Source organism: Oribacterium sp. P6A1, assembly GCF_000702885.1.
GTDB lineage: Bacteria > Bacillota > Clostridia > Lachnospirales > Lachnospiraceae > Oribacterium.
Map to the genome: position 1 here is coordinate 70,025 of NZ_JNKO01000011.1, position 16,323 is coordinate 86,347.

The 16,323-nt window shown below is 45.1% G+C and carries 13 protein-coding genes; all 13 read right to left on the reverse strand.

What is annotated here, in order from left to right:
• Positions 1-27: 27 nt before the first annotated feature.
• The 13 genes from T515_RS09335 to T515_RS09395 all read right to left on the reverse strand — a co-directional run bounded on the left by T515_RS09335 (position 28) and on the right by T515_RS09395 (position 16,279).
• On the reverse strand, positions 28-996 hold the full coding sequence (locus tag T515_RS09335) for an RnfABCDGE type electron transport complex subunit B (RefSeq protein ID WP_081832759.1): 969 nt from the start codon (positions 994-996) through the stop codon (positions 28-30).
• Positions 997-1,008: 12 nt separating this feature from the next.
• Entirely contained in the window at positions 1,009-1,623 is a 615-nt protein-coding gene (locus T515_RS09340) for an electron transport complex protein RnfA (RefSeq protein ID WP_036610198.1), read from the reverse strand.
• 2 nt (positions 1,624-1,625) lie between these two features.
• Complete coding sequence (gene rsxE, locus T515_RS09345) at positions 1,626-2,321, reverse strand: electron transport complex subunit RsxE (protein ID WP_036610199.1); 696 nt, start codon at positions 2,319-2,321, stop codon at positions 1,626-1,628.
• A gap of 15 nt (positions 2,322-2,336) precedes the next feature.
• A complete protein-coding gene (locus T515_RS09350) occupies positions 2,337-2,945 on the reverse strand; it encodes an FMN-binding protein (RefSeq protein WP_036610201.1) in 609 nt (202 codons plus the stop codon).
• A complete protein-coding gene (locus tag T515_RS09355) occupies positions 2,942-3,892 on the reverse strand; it encodes an RnfABCDGE type electron transport complex subunit D (RefSeq protein WP_036610203.1) in 951 nt (316 codons plus the stop codon). Before T515_RS09355 ends, T515_RS09350 begins: the two co-directional genes overlap by 4 nt.
• Positions 3,889-5,277, reverse strand: coding sequence for an electron transport complex subunit RsxC (rsxC, locus tag T515_RS09360; protein ID WP_036610205.1), 1,389 nt, complete (start codon positions 5,275-5,277; stop codon positions 3,889-3,891). Before rsxC ends, T515_RS09355 begins: the two co-directional genes overlap by 4 nt.
• A 494-nt stretch (positions 5,278-5,771) precedes the next feature.
• Positions 5,772-7,610 (reverse strand): glutamine--fructose-6-phosphate transaminase (isomerizing), encoded by a 1,839-nt coding sequence (gene glmS, locus T515_RS09365; protein WP_036610207.1) that lies wholly within the window; start codon positions 7,608-7,610, stop codon positions 5,772-5,774.
• A gap of 574 nt (positions 7,611-8,184) precedes the next feature.
• The gene (locus T515_RS09370; protein WP_036610211.1) at positions 8,185-9,519 is read right to left on the reverse strand and encodes an aspartate kinase; all 1,335 of its coding nucleotides are present in this window, start codon (positions 9,517-9,519) and stop codon (positions 8,185-8,187) included.
• 67 nt (positions 9,520-9,586) lie between these two features.
• Positions 9,587-10,060, reverse strand: a complete 474-nt coding sequence (mntA, locus tag T515_RS09375) for a type VII toxin-antitoxin system MntA family adenylyltransferase antitoxin (protein WP_036610212.1) — start codon at positions 10,058-10,060, stop codon at positions 9,587-9,589.
• Between the two features lie 116 nt (positions 10,061-10,176).
• Positions 10,177-11,442, reverse strand: coding sequence for a metallophosphoesterase family protein (locus tag T515_RS09380; protein ID WP_036610215.1), 1,266 nt, complete (start codon positions 11,440-11,442; stop codon positions 10,177-10,179).
• A gap of 361 nt (positions 11,443-11,803) precedes the next feature.
• On the reverse strand, positions 11,804-13,837 hold the full coding sequence (locus T515_RS16625) for a CotH kinase family protein (protein ID WP_051671601.1): 2,034 nt from the start codon (positions 13,835-13,837) through the stop codon (positions 11,804-11,806).
• A 273-nt stretch (positions 13,838-14,110) separates the two neighbouring features.
• Positions 14,111-15,385 carry a DUF4349 domain-containing protein gene (locus tag T515_RS16630; RefSeq protein WP_051671602.1) on the reverse strand — a complete coding sequence of 425 codons (1,275 nt, stop codon included), beginning with the start codon at positions 15,383-15,385 and terminating at the stop codon, positions 14,111-14,113.
• 54 nt (positions 15,386-15,439) lie between these two features.
• Positions 15,440-16,279 (reverse strand): hypothetical protein, encoded by an 840-nt coding sequence (locus tag T515_RS09395; protein ID WP_036610219.1) that lies wholly within the window; start codon positions 16,277-16,279, stop codon positions 15,440-15,442.
• Between the last annotated feature and the right edge of the window lie 44 nt (positions 16,280-16,323).

The window sequence follows — 16,323 nt, forward strand, 5'->3', positions numbered from 1 at the left end:
TTCTTGGTCTATAGAAATTATTTTCTATCAGGCGTTGGCTGTATCTTTAGGCTGCTCTGCCTTTTCAGCAGGAGCTGTTGCCGAAGCCTTGGCTTCTACAGTTGCTTTTGCCTTATCGGCTGTAGCAGGTGCTGCCGCAGCGGCCGGTGCCTTGGCACCATCAACAGGAGCCTTTGGGGCAGCCGGTTTTACCGGACGCTTACCTGTTATAGCGCCTACCGGGCACTTCTGTGCACAGATGCCGCAATCCTTACACTTGTCATTCATGACTGCAAGACCGTCGATAACGTGAATTGCATCGAACGGACAGTTCTTCTCACACATTCCGCATGCGATACATCCTACGGCGCAGGCATCCTTAACAGCTTTGCCCTTAAGATGATTCTGGCAGGAAACGATGTGCTTCTTCTTATAAGGAACGAAATCGATGATGTGCTTAGGACATGCCTTAATGCAGGCTCCGCAGGCAACACACTTTTCCTTATCTACCTTTGCTACTCCGTTTACTATATGAATAGCATCGAACTTACAAGCCTTAACGCAGGAACCGTATCCGCAGCAACTGTACGGACACTCTTTCTCGGAACCGTTAGGTACTACAGCAAGATCTGAACAATCTGCGATACCTGTATAGTGGAAAGCCTGTTTTGCCTTTGAACAGTCACCCTGACATCTTACGTAGGCAACCTTCTTATCTGCTGTATCGCCTGCAGCATCGGTTCCCATGATGGCAGCGATCTTCGCTGCTACAGGTGCGCCTCCTACAGGACACTGATTAACAGGAGCAGCTCCGGTAGCGATAGCCTTGGCACAGCCGTCGCAGCCCGGGAATCCGCAGGCACCACAGTTATTACCCGGAAGTGCCGCTCTTACCTTTGCTTCTGTCTCATCAACTTCTACCTTGAACTTCTCGGAAGCAACTCCGAGGAACAGTCCAAGTATCAAACCGGTCGCGCCGACAAGGCCGGCAGCGACAATAATAAATGTTACTATCATGTCGTTACCCCCTTATACCAATCCGGCAAAACCGAAGAATGCTATGGCCATAAGTCCTGCGGTAAGAAGTACGATGGGAGATCCCTGGAAAGACTTAGGGATGCTGTCATTGCCCTCAATAACGTTCTCACGGATATATGCCATCAGGATAAGAGCAAGTGCAAATCCGATGGATATACCAAGACCATAAACAAGACACTCTGCGAAATTGTATCCATAAGTTACATTGTTCAGTGCAACACCAAGTACGGCACAGTTTGTTGTGATAAGAGGAAGGAAAACACCGAGGGCGTCATAGAGACCCTTCATGTTCTTCTTCATGAACATCTCAACAAGCTGAACAAGTGCAGCGATTACAAGGATGAATACGATGGTGGTGAGGTATTCAAGACCATCCTTCAGTCCGAGAGCCTTGCACAAAGGAGATGATGCAGCCATGAATGCCACGTAGATCGCGTGGGAAACCAGGGATGCAAGTACGATTACGAAGATAACGGCTGCGCCCATTCCCTTTGAGGAATCAACCTTCTTCGAAACACCGAGGAAAGCACAGATACCGAGGAACTGAGCCAGTACTACGTTTGATACAAGTGAATATTTAATTGCTATTAACAGTAAATCTATCATGCTCATGCCTCCTTCTTTACGTCAGAAGCTGGAGCTTCTACCTTGTTAAATGCACCCATTACATCACCGGATGTAACGAACTCAGGAACTTCCTGTCCGCCGTTTGTTGCTGAAGGAAGCTTAAGCTTGTTCTGGATCGCTGCAAGGAACGCAAGAACGATGAAGGCTCCCGGAGCAAGTGCGAAGATACCGATTGAGAACTCCTCAGGAATAAGACGGAAGTTGAAAACAGTACCCTTACCGATGATCTCACGGACAGCGCCAAGCACTGTTAATGAGAATGTGAATCCGATACCCATGCCGAGACCGTCACAGAAGGAAAGGACAGGAGTATTGAAAAGTGCATAAGCCTCTGCTCTTCCAAGGATGATACAGTTAACTACGATCAGAGGAATATAGATACCCAGTGACTCGTATACAGCAGGTGTGTAAGCCTGCATAAGAAGCTGTACGATGGTAACGAGAGATGCTATAACTACGATCTCGCCCGGGAGACGTACTCTGTTAGGAATTACGTTTCTTAAAGCAGAGATGACCATGTTTGAAAACATAAGTACGGCAGTAGTGGAAAGACCCATACCGATGGCATTGAACGCACTTGTTGTTGTGGCAAGTGTAGGACACATACCAAGCATAAGAATGAAGGTAGGATTCTCCTTGATGATGCCGTTATAAATTCTTTCAAGATACTTATTCATTTATCACGACCTCCTTCACTTAACGATATAGTTCTGTACAAATTCTGTTGCCGCATTTGTTGAATTAACAACAGCTGTTGAAGTCATGGTAGCACCGGAGATGGCATCGATTTCGTTCTCTCCTGCTCCGCCGCCCTTCTTGACACTTAAGCTTGTGCCCTTTCCTGCAAACTGCTCATAGAATGCAGGCTCAAGAGCTCTCTGGCCGAGACCTGCTGTCTCAGGAAGAGTCTCAGGGAAGGAAATACCTGTTACCTTGAGGTCGGAATCAACACCGATAACGACTACAACGTTTCCGCCGTAACCTGCAGCCTGAGCCTTGACGATATATCCGATCTCAGCTCCTGATGCATCCTTTGCGGCTACTACCGATATAAGCTCTGCTCCGCCGTTGTCTGCAGAAACAGTTCCTTCTGTCTTTGCGGTCTCAAGAGCTTCAAAATAGGTTTCGTCATCATAAGTCTCCGCAGCCATAACCTGCTGGTAGGAAGCTATGGTGGAAGCATTGTTAATAGCCTCGATCTGATCTTTGGTCAGGCCATATACGGCACCGAGAAGAAGTCCCGATACAAGTGTGATGGCTGTAAGGATGAGGGCATCTTTTACAAATGAATCTTTTTTCATTTCTTATCGCCCTCCTTTCCGAATGCTGCCGGTATTGTCTTTAAGTTGATGACAGGAACGATGATGTTGGTAAGGATGATGGCATAGGATACTCCCTCTGCTGAACCACCGAAAAGTCTGAAAAGACCTGTCATGATACCAAGGATAACACCGTAGATGATCTGTCCCTTTGGAGTGATGGGTGATGTAACATAATCGGTAGCCATAAAGAATGCACCGAAAATGAGTCCGCCGCCCAGAATCTCGCTTAAGAGATAGGTCATGTCAAATCCGTGTCCGCCGAACAGAAGTGTGAATACTGCTACTGTTCCGATATAGATAAGAGGAATCTTCGGAGAGATAACCTTCTTGATGATGAGGTAAGCTGCACCGAAAAGCAGGCAAAGCTTTGATACCTCACCGATGGTTCCGGGAATACGTCCGAGGAACATGTCGAAAAGGCTGATCTTTGCCATATCTCCGCCTGCCTTAAGGTAAGCAAGAGGTGTTGCACCTGAAAGCGCATCGGCACCGATTGTTGTCCAGCCTGTCATCTTTCCTGCGAAAGAGATAAGGAGGAAACATCTTGCGCCGAGAGCCGGGTTCATCCAGTTCTTTCCGAGTCCGCCGTAAAGCATCTTGATAACGATGATTGCAAATACAGCACCTACGCAGGGAATCCATACAGGGATGTCAGGCGGGCAGTTAAGAGCAAGGATAAGTCCTGTTACTGCTGCTGACCAGTCGCCGATGGTGATGGGAAGCTTCATGCACTTCTCATATAAATACTCTGATAACACAGCGATGGCTACGGTACAAAGTACAACAAGTGCAGGATTAAAACCCCACTGGATGATACCGTAGAGAGTTGTGGGAATCATGGCTATGACAACGTCACGCATGATCTCCGCTGTGGTTACTTCATCACGAATGTGAGGATTTGAGGAAAGATTTAACATCTTATTCATTTCTTCACCTCCTCAGTAGTTTTTGTTTCAGCGGCCTTGGCCTCTTCTGCTTTTTTCTTTTCAGCAGCTGCTTTACGCTCTGCGTTGACGCGGCGCTTCATTTCCTTGAAGCCCTGTGTGAGAGGTCTCTTGGCAGGACATACATAAGAACAGCATCCGCACTCGATACATTCCATTCCGTAAAGAGTTGAGAACTTTTCTGTATCCTTGCTGAGGGCAGCCTTCATGAGCATGGTAGGAATGAGGTTTTCAGGACATGCCTCTACACAACGTCCGCAGTTGATACATGCTGTTGTAGGCTGTGCTGAAACCTGATCATGAAGAAATGCAAGTATAGATGAGGAATTCTTTGCAACAGGAACATCCAGCTTGAAAAGAGGGATACCCATCATAGGTCCGCCGCAGATGATCTTTTCAGGATCACCCTTGAAGCCGCCGGCCTGGTCGATGATCTCCTGATAGTTCATGCCGAGAGGAACCTTGAAGTTACCCGGCTTTGCTACCGCATCACCTGTAACTGTAAGAATCTTGCGAACCAGTGGCTTGGATTCGCATACAGCCTCATAGATAGCAACCATGGTGTCGGCATTGTCAACGATGCAGCCTGCGTCAGCCGGGAGCATGGATGAATTGATCTTTCTGCCTGTTGTTGCGAAAATAAGCTGACGCTCTCCGCCCTGTGGATATTTGGTTTTGAGAGATACAACCTCGATCTTTGACTCGCCCTGTGCCTTCTCGGAAAGGAGTTTGACAGCCTCAGGTTTGTTGTCCTCTATGCAGATAAGTCCCTTTGCGTTGGGGAAAATAGAGAGCACAACTTTAAGACCTCCGATGATCTTCTCAGGGGTCTCCATCATGTCTCTGTAATCAGATGTAAGAAATGGCTCGCACTCTGCACCATTTACAATGAAATAATCAATCTTGTTGATATCCTTAGGCGCGAGCTTTACGTGTGTCGGGAATCCGGCACCTCCTAATCCAACGATACCGGCATCTTTAACGATGTTGACGATTTCCTCACGGCTGAGCTTTGTGTAATCTCTGGCCTGACCAAATCCCTCGATCGCTTCATATTGCTGGTCGTTGTCAACGACGATTGCGTCTACCATGGCTCCACCGGCTGAAAGTCGCTTCTCGATAGCCTTTACGGTACCTGAAACGGAACATATAACCGGGCTGGAAATGAATCCACCTGCTTCAGCAAGCTTCTGTCCTACAAGGACACGATCTCCCTTGGCCACAAGTGGCTTTGCAGGAGCACCAATATGCTGAGAAAGCGGATATACCATGAGTCCCTGCGGCTTAAGCTCTACTATAGCCTGATCCTTTGCAAGATCCTTGCCGTCATAGGGATGAACGCCACCCTTAAAAGTGGTAACACCCATGTTCGTATACCTCCCAAAATAATTTCATAGACTGTTAGTATTATAACGAAACTTACCAATCATAACAATAAAAAACGTAGATGTGTACAGTATTTAGTGCATATTTTCTACAAAAATATTGTTAAAACTTTGTCGTTTTCTACAAAAATGCAATACGGAGATGCGAAAAATTCACGGCTTTGGGATATTGTATACAATAATACAAAGAAAACCCCCGCAAGGAATTCCGGCATTTAACCTGTTCTTGGAAAAAACGATAAGAATACAATGATACACACGGCGCTAACAGCATATATATCGGAAGAAAAGCAGTTAAAGATTACATGATTATGCAGAATGTATTGTATTTTTATGATTATTTAAAAAAGGAGAACGTGACAGCGCCACCTTCTCCTTTTGGTTATGTTTGTTATATAAACGTTTATGTATTCATCCGTCGAGTATTGATGGATAAGTGGTCCGTAGTTTTCTGATACCGGACTCAAACATTATCATCACTCTACTGTTACAGATTTTGCAAGGTTCCTTGGCTTATCTACATCAAGACCCTTGGCAACACTCACATAGTAGGCAAGAAGCTGTAAAGGAATCACTGCAAGTGAAGTTGAGAAGTACGGATTTGTTGTTGGAACATACACTGTAAAGTCGGCTGTGTCCTCGATGTTGTAGTTTCCGTAGGTTGTGAGGCCCATGAGATAACCGCCTCTTGACTTCACTTCAACCATATTTGAAACCGTCTTCTCAAAAAGCTCAGGCTGAGTGAGGATTCCCACGATGAGCACTCCCTTATCGATAAGGGAGATGGTTCCGTGCTTCAGCTCTCCTGCTGCATAGGCCTCGGAGTGGATGTAGCTTATCTCCTTAAGCTTAAGTGAACCCTCAAGACCGATTGCGTAGTCAACTCCTCTTCCTATAAAGAATACGTCCTGGGCATTTGCCTGCTTTGCGGCGAACCACTGTATACGCGCCTTGTCCTTGAGGATATCTTCGATCTTCTCCGGAAGTGCCTGAAGATCATTTATAAGATCTCCGTAAGTTGTCTCGTCGATGGCTCCTCGTACCTTTGCGAACTCCATGGCCAGGGCATATCCTGCGATAAGCTGTGTTGAATAAGCCTTTGTTGTGGCTACTGCGATCTCAGGACCAGCCAGAGTATAGAATACATTATCGGCTTCACGGGCGATGGAAGAACCGATGACATTAACGATACCCAGAGTCTTCAGGCCTCTCTCCTTTGCCTCCCTGAGAGCCGCAAGTGAATCTGCTGTTTCTCCTGACTGGCTGATGATGATAACGAGACCATTTGGATCCAGAATAGGATTACGGTAACGGAACTCTGATGCAAGCTCTACACGAACCGGAATTCTGGCAAGACCCTCGAGCACATACTGGCATACAACGCCCACATGGTAGGCTGAACCGCAGGCCACTATATAGATTTGGCTAATGTTTCTGATCTCGTCTTCACTGAGACCCACACCGCTTAAATCCAGCTTTCCGTCCTTTAAAACAGAGTTAATGGTATCACGGACTGCTTTAGGCTGTTCGTGGATTTCCTTCATCATGAAGTGCTCATAGCCGCCCTTCTCTGCTGCCTGGGCGTCCATCTTGATCTCAACCAGTTCCTTTGTCACAGGCTCCTGATCAAGTGTGAAAAACTCGGCATTACCCTCTGTGAGCTTTGCAATCTCCTGATTGTCAATGTAGTAAACGTTCTTACAGTACTTTAAAATGGCAGGAACGTCAGATGCGATATAGGTTGAACCGTCCTGAACACCGATGATCATAGGTGCGTCTTTGCGGGCAACGTAAATCTCTCCGGGACAGTCTGTAAACATGAACTCAAGTGCATAGGAACCACGGATGCGGACCATGGCGCGGGAAATGGCATCAATAGGTCCCTGACCGTACTTCTGATAGTAGTAGTCAACAAGGTTTACTGCCACCTCTGTGTCTGTCTCTGAATAGAACTCATAGCCCTTCTTCAGAAGCTTGTCCTTTATCTCCTGGAAGTTTTCGATGATACCGTTATGAACTGCAACAACCTGATGATGGAAGCTCATGTGAGGGTGAGCATTGGTCTCGCTCGGTTCACCGTGTGTTGCCCATCTGGTGTGACCGATACCGCAATCGCCCTTAAGTGCCTTACCGTCATCTGTCTTCTCGGAAAGGTTCTTGAGACGTCCCTTTGCCTTTACAACTTCAATTTCTGATTTATCGTTTCTTACGGCGATTCCTGCTGAGTCATATCCTCTGTACTCAAGCTTGCTGAGTCCGTCCAAAAGGATAGGTGCCGCCTGTTTATTTCCTACAAAACCTACAATTCCACACATAATAAAAAAATCTCCTCTCTCATTGAACAAAGATAATGTGGGAAGATGTTGATAATTGTTGCTGATATTCCGGATATATATCATTATATCCTGCTCTTTACAGAATCTTTAAAGAAACAACGCATCAAAACAATCAAATCATAATTGTTAAATAATGCCGAGCTTATTATCAACATATCAAAACCGATATAGCAAATCTTTCCGGGACATCATATACCTGAATCCTTAAAGGAATCTGGAAAACAGAGAATTCCAAAAGAACAGATCAGGTTTGAATGCAACAAAAGAAAGAGGCTGCTACACCGTCTCTTCTACACATATATCAAAATGTCAGTGAGTGAGAAAATTTCTGTTACGGTTTTGATTCCGCTTTTTCTTTTTTCTCTTTCGATTCACAATTCCGTGACAGCATCCGCCGAGTCTTTCGATAACTGTCATCCTCGTCGACCAATTACGGTCCTGGCGCTAACGAGAGACGCTTTCCTCCAAATGTCCTGTCTCCTGTTTGGACGTAATATAACATAAAAATCAAAATACGGCAAGTAGAGGGAACAGGGCGGAAGGCATAGGAATCCTACTGCTTTTCATTCAGTGAGCTGTCAATTGACGCATATACGGCTCGTATGGCATCTTTGTATCTTTCCTCAGGCACCCCTATCAGGAGATTCAGTTTTCCGGCTCCCTGATTTATGGTGCTGATCTCAATACCGGCTTCATCGAGAGCGTGGAGGACCTTGACATTGGCATCACTGGTCTCTGTGCCTCTTTCTCCCACAACAGCTATCATGCTTAAGTTTTCTTTGATGCCGAGGTAGTCGGGGCTTAACTTTGTTTTGATTTCTTCCATAAGCTCAGCCTTGCATGGCTCCAGAAGATCACTTCGGATAACCAGGGTAATGGTGTCGATACCTGTGAGGCACTGCTCGAAGGGAAGCTTACGCTCCCTGAGTATATCCAGCATAACGGCGCTGAAACCTGAACCGTCGCTGACCATGACCTTTTCCACCTGAATCACAGACATACCGAGGCGACCGGCAACTCCCACCACAGGGTACTTGATCTTTCCTTCCGGAAGTTTTCTTACGATGGTGGTTCCGGGATCATCAGGACTGTTTGTGTTCCTGATATTTATGGGAATTCCGAGATTTGATGCGGGAAGAACAGCATCTGTATGGAGAACTGAGGCTCCCATGTAAGAAAGAGTACGAAGCTCACGATAACTGAGATACTCAACTGATTTTGGAGAATCTACGATACGGGGATCCGCAGCCAGAAGGCCGGAGACGTCAGTCCAGTTTTCATAAAGGTCAGCCTGTATGGCGCTTGCCACAAGGCTTCCCGTAACATCGGATCCGCCCCTTGAAAAGGTATGGATCCTCCCCTCGGAATCAGCCCCGTAAAAGCCTGCAACAACAGCATTTTTAAGAGGGCGGAGAGCAGCACTCATGGCACGTTTTGTCATGGCAGCATCCAGGGTTCCGTCTTCATTGAAGCATACACACCAGGCGGGATCCACAAAGGTAAATCCGATGAATGCCGCAAGTATCCGGGAATTCAGGTATTCCCCTCTGCTTGCCATATACTGACTGTCAGGCTCTTCACTGAGATGTTTTCTGATAATGTCTATTTCATCATCCAGAGTGAAATCAATGTTCAGGGCATCTATGATATCCTGAAAACGTTTTTTTATTTCAGTTAAGTCCTGATCATAATCCTCTCCGTTTTTTGCATGCTGATAACATCTTAAAAGCATGTCGGTTACCTTTATATCCTCCGGAAATCTTTTCCCCGGAGCTGATGCCACGATGAACCTTCTTGAAGGATCCTTTTCCAGGATGCGTTTTATCTTTTGAAACTGTACGGCGTCAGCAAGAGATGTTCCGCCGAATTTTGCCACAACTGTTCTCATAAATTTCCTCTATATAAATTTCAAATCAGATTGGATCTTATCCAAGAAGTAGCTGTCATTTTTCAGATTATCCATAAATCTTTATCCCATCCTTAAGCACTTCCTTTAGCAGTGCTTCGTTGTTCAAAAGCTGCTTTACGTCCAAAAGATCAACTTTCTTATGAAGGCTCTCTCTTAAGCGTTCAGTCATTTCAAAAAAACGAAGTCCTGTTGTTTCTGTATATATCAGAAGATCAATATCACTTTCTTCCGTCGCTTTTCCTTTGGCATATGAACCAAAAAGGTAGCAGAAATCAACCTTGTAAGTTGCAAATATCTCTGCACACTTTTCTTTGATTTCTTCAAGTCTTACTATACCATGAGTTTCATCCACTATGTTTATCTTTTCCAGTTCCTGAAGGAGGAACCTATATTTGGGATTGCCTTCTTTATTCGGATCATTTTCATACATAACATAGGAGCGTAGTGAAACACCAATCCTTCTGGATGCTTCCTGCTGAGTCAGATTTTTTTCGATTCTGCGAAGTTTTAGTTCATTCATCTTTGCATTCCTCTCTACTATTATAGTATGCAATAATTACACAGTTTAGTCCAATAGATAATGCAAATAATGCATATAGCCTATCTTTTTAATATGCAAATAATGCACATTGATTATTATGAGACATGCAAAATATTTGACTCCAGCTCTCTTCCGCTGTACTTCGTATTTTCTATCATACTTTTCATCCAGGGTCCGTAATTGTGATTCCAAAGAGCTTTCAGCATATCATCATAAACAGGATCTGCTGTGAGCTCTGCCCTGTGTTCTGCAAGAGAGCCTTCTTCATAGTACCTGAAAAATCTGTTTATCAGGTTAAGGATGTTGCCCTTTTTAAGACCTGTCACTCCCTCCTTTTCCAGAAGTTCTGATAATGTCTTATCCATGAAATTCTGGCTCTCCAGTTCCAGCTCATAAAGCTTTTCTTTTACAGAAGTGCCGTATTTTGAAAAGTCTACAGGTTCAGCGCTGTAAACCAGTCTGTCACTGGCTATGGCAAGATTTCCCATGAGATGTTTTCCTGAAAAGGGCATGCCGCTTAGGATTTCCCAAAGTCCCTCCTCTTCCAGAATATACTGGGAATGCATATGACCTGTTATGGCAAGTCTGACACCGCCTTCACGCAGCAGCCCGGCTAATTCCGGGTTGTGTATCAGGTTTGAGTTCGTACTGTTCTCTCCTGCCCCATACAAAAGGTTATGATGGGAAAGAAAAATGATCCGGTGGTCTTTGTATTTCGAAAGCATATCCTGAAGCCACTTGAGGGTTTCTGGTGAAAACTTTCCCTGAGCTCCAAGCTTCAGGTCTTTATCATCCATTGCAAGGAACAAAACATCTTTAATCATGGCAGTGAAGCTAAGGGAAGCAGGATCTCTGTCTGAAGGTTCAATAAGACCGAAATAAGCCTTCTCATATTCTTCTTCATTCATGAGATCAAAGTCATGATTTCCCGTGGTCACTATGACAGGTATGCCGCTGTCCTTTACAGTCTGAAGCTTTGACACAAGGGCATCCACATCTTCGGAATATCCGCTGTTGGTATTGTCCCCTGTCATGATAAAAACGTCCGGATGTACTGATATCACTTCTTTGATGATGGCATCGGTTATCTCTTCAGAAACTGCCATTCCCGGAACGCTCAGATGATCCACTTCCTTGTATCCCGTGTAATGAAGATCAGAAATGATAATGGCTTTTAAGCTTCCTTCATCAGTCCAGAGGGAACGTTCTCTTACCGATGATTTTTCGGATTCCTGCTCAGCACGCTGCTGAGCAGGTTCGGTATCTTTTTTGCATGAAATCAAGCAGACAAAAATTAACAAAACCAGGAAAAATCCTGATCCTGATATTATTTTTTTCCATTGCATGTGATGATCTGACATTAACTTCTCCTCTGACAGCGCAGGTATTAATCCGTAATTTCTGAACACATTTCTCAAGAACTTGATGATTTTGCATCCGAAAGCTCGCATTAATAGGTATTGTTTAAGGTGATATCGATATAAATATTCCATCATATCGACACATTTTCGTGAAAATATAGGTGATTTTGATATAAGAAAACTCCTCGCACCAATGGACGAGGAGTTTGAACTATTTAAATCACTATTCTGTTTTTCAGACTATACTTGTTAGGTAAATAGCTTTCAATACATTTTATGTATAACGAGTAAACCCAGGCCGGGTTTATTCAGAAACTACATTTAATCACTTTAATGAGTATTTATTATTACTGCTTTAATCTCAGGATTTGGGATTTTTGGACTTTCCTTCATCCTTGCCACCGGAATTTTGTTCGGTTCCCGGTCTGCCGCCATGGTTACCGCCCGGGCCGCCGCCGTTTCTTCCGCCTTGTCTTGGGGCTCCGTTTTGGTTCCCGTCAGCCGCATCGCCGCGGTTATCCTTCGGAGCACCGCCGCCCTGGCTGCCCATATCACTGATGGTGATGCCTGAAGCATCTACTTTTGAGGATCCATCCTGCTCATCTGTGATGGTGGAGAGTTCTCCTGCAAGCTGTTTCTTGATGCTTTCGGCTCTCAGAGCGATAAATTCCTTAATAGTTTCAAAAGCAGTCTTGAATTCATCGGCACTGTAGAAGGCTGTAGGGTCTTTCTCTACATATGGAAGGAGCATCTCATAGAGTCTTTCAAGTTCTGAAGTGAACTCATCTCCGGTAACGTACTCTGCAAGTTCTGCAAATCTTTCGTGGTACTTCTCAAGATATTCATCATTTGAAGTAATCCATGACCACATAGGTCTGTCAGATTCTTGGGCACCGGAAAGAGGCGAATCTATACCATAATTGATGATATAAGTTGCATTATTCTCACTGTTCTTTGATGCCTGTTTTTCGGAAGAGCTTTCATCTGAAGCGTTGCTCTTATTAACCTTAGATTCACTGTGGTACTTAGCATTCGCTTTATCAGAAGAAGCTGACTTTTTATCAGACTTTTTGCCGGATTTCTTGTCATCTGCTGAATCAGTTTCGGACTTGTCTTCGGACTTCTCAGAAGATGCGGATTTATCCTTTTCAGTGGAGTTGTCAGTCTGATCGGTATTCTTATCATCAAAAGGATTTCCCTGTGGTCCGCCGCCCGCATGCATGAAGGCACCGAATCCAAGGTTGTAATCCCATGGAATCATCTGCAGCTTACCGTTTTCCTCATAGAGGTAATAGTTATGGAGCATGTTTCCGGTGTAGCTGTCATAGTTCATGACGAAGTTGTGGACTACGAAATAATTGATGACGCTGTCAATGTCTACACTGTCTTCGATATTTCCTTCCGAAAGATTCTTGAGTGCGGCAATGAGTCTTGTCTTATCTTCGTCCTTTATCTTGGTTTCAGCATTATCAAAGATGTCTGAGTAACTGTCGAATTCGTCATCGGTATACTTGAGAGAAGCGCCGGAATCGGATCCTCCGAAGCCTCCCGGACCACCGTTTCCTCCGAATCCTTCAGGCATTTCGCCATTTTCGAAGTCCGGCATATTTCCATCGAAACCTGCAGGAGGCTGCATTCCACCCTTTTCCTTGTCCGGACCGCCGTTGCCCATATTGGCGAGACCTGAAGTCTCAGGCTTGTAAAGTTCGCCCTCTGTATTGCCGGTTCTTTCAAGGAATGAGTCATCCACATCCTCGATGGCGAGGTACAGACCCCGGCTTTCTCCGTTTACAGTTACCTTGATGAAACTGGTGAGAGGGGCGTCCACATCCATATAATTAAAAAGCTGATAACTGAGATAATCCTTTAAATATGTGGCATCGGCATAGATATTGTTGAGATTAAGCTTATCCAGTCCGTAGTAGGTCTGGCCGTCCACGTATTTCCCGAAGTTAAGTTTTAAGCTGTATCTGTCAGTGGTATCGTCGGAGGCGACGGATGTAAGGGAAGTGTTGCCCTTGGTGGCGATGGATACATCGTCTATTTCCTCTCCGTCGATAGTGACATTGACCTTATACTTTGTCTTGTCTGTTGGATTTGCAAGAAGCTCTTCCCAGTCCTCTTCCGCTATTTCTATGTCAATGCTGTGGACGTAACTTGTATCGAAGAGCTTTGAAACGTATTCAGCCTCTGTATTTTCAGATGCTGAAGCAGAGGTCTCCTTTCCTGCGTCTTCAGCTGAAGATTTCGATGAATCTATGGAGTCCAGAGTGGATTCCTTTACTGTATTTTCAGGACTTGATGTAGTGGCCTGAGGCACGGAAGTTCCGCAGGCTGACATTATCATAGCGGCACTAAGTGCCAGGGCGGTCATGCCGTAAAATTTTCTTCTCATGATATTCCTTTCCGATCTCTCTATACGCGTAAACGAAAATCCTTTCCGATACAGTCAAGGTATAATGGGATCTGTTTATGAAATGATATCGGGTATTTCTGTATTTTTATGTCATCATTAAAACACGCGAAACTGAAATGTACCTTAAAAAAACGGATTATTCCGTTTTATCTGGAATAATCCGTTTCCCGGTGAGTTCATATACCGTTTGTGAGATTGATTTTATCAGGGTTTAACTAATGATTTATAAGTAATTAAGTATCATTTGCAGGTTTAGGATTTTTTTCCGGCAGATTCTGTAGGTTCAGCATCGGCAGAAGATTCTGTTTTGCTGTCTGCTTCCGATGAAGCTGTATCTGCAGGCGGAGTGGTCCCGGCAGAGACATTGGCACCCTTATCAGGAGAGGTTTCTATTGTGTTACCGGCACCTGAGTCAGCAGGTTTTCCGGTTGGAACAGGGCCTCTGTTAGGGAAAGAATTCATGCCGTTCATTCTTGCAGCCATTTCCTGAGCTCTTTTTTCAGCCTTCTTCTTGTGATTACGGATGATTGTACGGCCTATGAACCAGAAGATGGCACCGAGAATCACCCAGAAAATAAGAATAGGAAGGCTGGAGATGAACCATACAAGGAAATCAGTGATGGCATCCAGAAGATCACCGAGGTTGCTCTCAAATCTCGAACCAACACGATCCCAGAAAGTGGTTTTCTGTGTCGGGGTGTAAACCTTGGCTTCCTTGACGTCTACATTAACTGTGGAATATTCCACCTGATTGTCATACATACGGAGGTCTGATTCAAAACCGTCCAGCTCATAGCGGATGTCTGAAAGGCGCTCTTCTATGGTTATGATGGCATCCACTGACTCTGCCTGGGCGATGAGTTCCAGGAGTCTGTCGTACTCCTCCTTAAGAGCTTTCTTACGGGATTCTGTATCGTGGTATTTTAATGTTATGTCCTGGCTGTTCTCGTACTTCCTTGTGAGGTTGGCACCGCCTTCGGTGAAGCTAAGGAAAGTGTCCAGGTTTGGCTTAGGGATACGAAGTGTGAAGTAGGCAGAACGGCTGGTACTGGTTTTCTCGTTTCCGCTGATATCACTGGACTCTACATAGCCCCCAAGCTCTGTGGTTTTGTTCTGGATATCACGTACAAATGTATCAAACTCAGTGGTTTCAAAGGTGAGACTTACGGTCCTTATGAGCTTTCTGTCGGAAGGAACCTTGGAAGGATCCACACCATCCTGAACGGAATTGCTGCTTTCGTAAGATGAAGAATTATCCGCGGATTTCTCTGTCTCAAAATAACTATCCCCATCCTCGACCATGTTTGCGGAAAGCATGGCACCGGCACCCGCCGCTTCAGGAGCCGGGGCCATATCCATGGCCTCTGATGCTGCATAGTTGGATCTGTCATGACCGGAGGACTTGTAGCCGCCGTCCTTGCTGCCACCGCAGGCGGTCAGTGAAGATGCAACTATCATTGCTGCCATAAACAGGGCGGTCAAACGTCTCAGTCCGGCACCTGCTTTGTTATAAGATGTTTTTCTCATGTTTATTCTCCCTTCTATATGTTTGAATTCATTAATTCAGATATTCAGTGAGTATCAGTCGATTTCCGAGATCAGCTTTGTGATTTCTTCTTCAGTGAAGTGACTGTTTTCGTCCACAATCACAGCGTAGTTGAAATTATCCTTTGACCATACTGCGACGAATACGTTTTCCCCATTCGCTTTTATATGAGCGTTGATATCAGAGACGGTTATATCCTTTTCTGTGTCATAGACAGTGTAATCTCCGCTGATATCCTCATCGCTTTGGTGAGCCTTTCTTATGCGGAAAGCTTCCTTGCCGTCTGTGCCGCTGTAAATGATTTCAAGCATATCATCCTTTACAGAGCGGTAAACCGTTGGCTTGCAGCTGTTTACTGCTTCCGGTATCCTCATATCGAAGCCTGCATCGGCTTCGGCTTCGGAAAGGCTTTCAGAGTCCTTCCAGGGATTTGCAATCATTACACGGGACTGAACACTGTTTTCCTCCGTGGCTGAGTTCTCGTCTTCTGCCATTTCGGCTCCAACCATTGCAGGAGCTGCAGTTTCATTCGAAGACTTAAGACCGGCAGCGCTATCGGTATGTATCTCAAATTTAGCCGAATCCGGATTTCCTGCAGCTTTTTCCTGCATAGCTTCCTCCGGACCATTTACGGATTTCTCCATTGAGGCTTCGTCTGCTTCGGCAGGTGCCATCATTGTGGAGGCCTGTTCAGGTATATTCATCTTCATATAAAAGCCTAAGCCCAGGATGACTACTGCTGCGGCAGCAATGATTCCCAAAGGCTTACGGCTTCGTCTTGCCGGGATTCTGATCACCTTTTCGGGTTTGGCCTCTTCTATATATTTTTCGTCTATATCACCAATTGCATTAAGAAGTTTTTTTTCTTTCTCCATTTTTTCTCCATTTCCGGACACCGGCTCAAATCCACTGAGGGAAT

What these genes read in the sequence shown, in the direction of transcription:
- T515_RS09335 (WP_081832759.1), bottom strand. Translation starts at nt 996, where the DNA reads ATGATAGTAACATTTATTATTGTCGCTGCCGGCCTTGTCGGCGCGACC.
- T515_RS09340 (WP_036610198.1), bottom strand. Translation starts at nt 1,623, where the DNA reads ATGATAGATTTACTGTTAATAGCAATTAAATATTCACTTGTATCAAAC.
- rsxE (WP_036610199.1), bottom strand. Translation starts at nt 2,321, where the DNA reads ATGAATAAGTATCTTGAAAGAATTTATAACGGCATCATCAAGGAGAAT.
- T515_RS09350 (WP_036610201.1), bottom strand. Translation starts at nt 2,945, where the DNA reads ATGAAAAAAGATTCATTTGTAAAAGATGCCCTCATCCTTACAGCCATC.
- T515_RS09355 (WP_036610203.1), bottom strand. Translation starts at nt 3,892, where the DNA reads ATGAATAAGATGTTAAATCTTTCCTCAAATCCTCACATTCGTGATGAA.
- rsxC (WP_036610205.1), bottom strand. Translation starts at nt 5,277, where the DNA reads ATGGGTGTTACCACTTTTAAGGGTGGCGTTCATCCCTATGACGGCAAG.
- glmS (WP_036610207.1), bottom strand. Translation starts at nt 7,610, where the DNA reads ATGTGTGGAATTGTAGGTTTTGTAGGAAATAAACAGGCGGCACCTATC.
- T515_RS09370 (WP_036610211.1), bottom strand. Translation starts at nt 9,519, where the DNA reads ATGAGAACAGTTGTGGCAAAATTCGGCGGAACATCTCTTGCTGACGCC.
- mntA (WP_036610212.1), bottom strand. Translation starts at nt 10,060, where the DNA reads ATGAATGAACTAAAACTTCGCAGAATCGAAAAAAATCTGACTCAGCAG.
- T515_RS09380 (WP_036610215.1), bottom strand. Translation starts at nt 11,442, where the DNA reads ATGTCAGATCATCACATGCAATGGAAAAAAATAATATCAGGATCAGGA.
- T515_RS16625 (WP_051671601.1), bottom strand. Translation starts at nt 13,837, where the DNA reads ATGAGAAGAAAATTTTACGGCATGACCGCCCTGGCACTTAGTGCCGCT.
- T515_RS16630 (WP_051671602.1), bottom strand. Translation starts at nt 15,385, where the DNA reads ATGAGAAAAACATCTTATAACAAAGCAGGTGCCGGACTGAGACGTTTG.
- T515_RS09395 (WP_036610219.1), bottom strand. Translation starts at nt 16,279, where the DNA reads ATGGAGAAAGAAAAAAAACTTCTTAATGCAATTGGTGATATAGACGAA.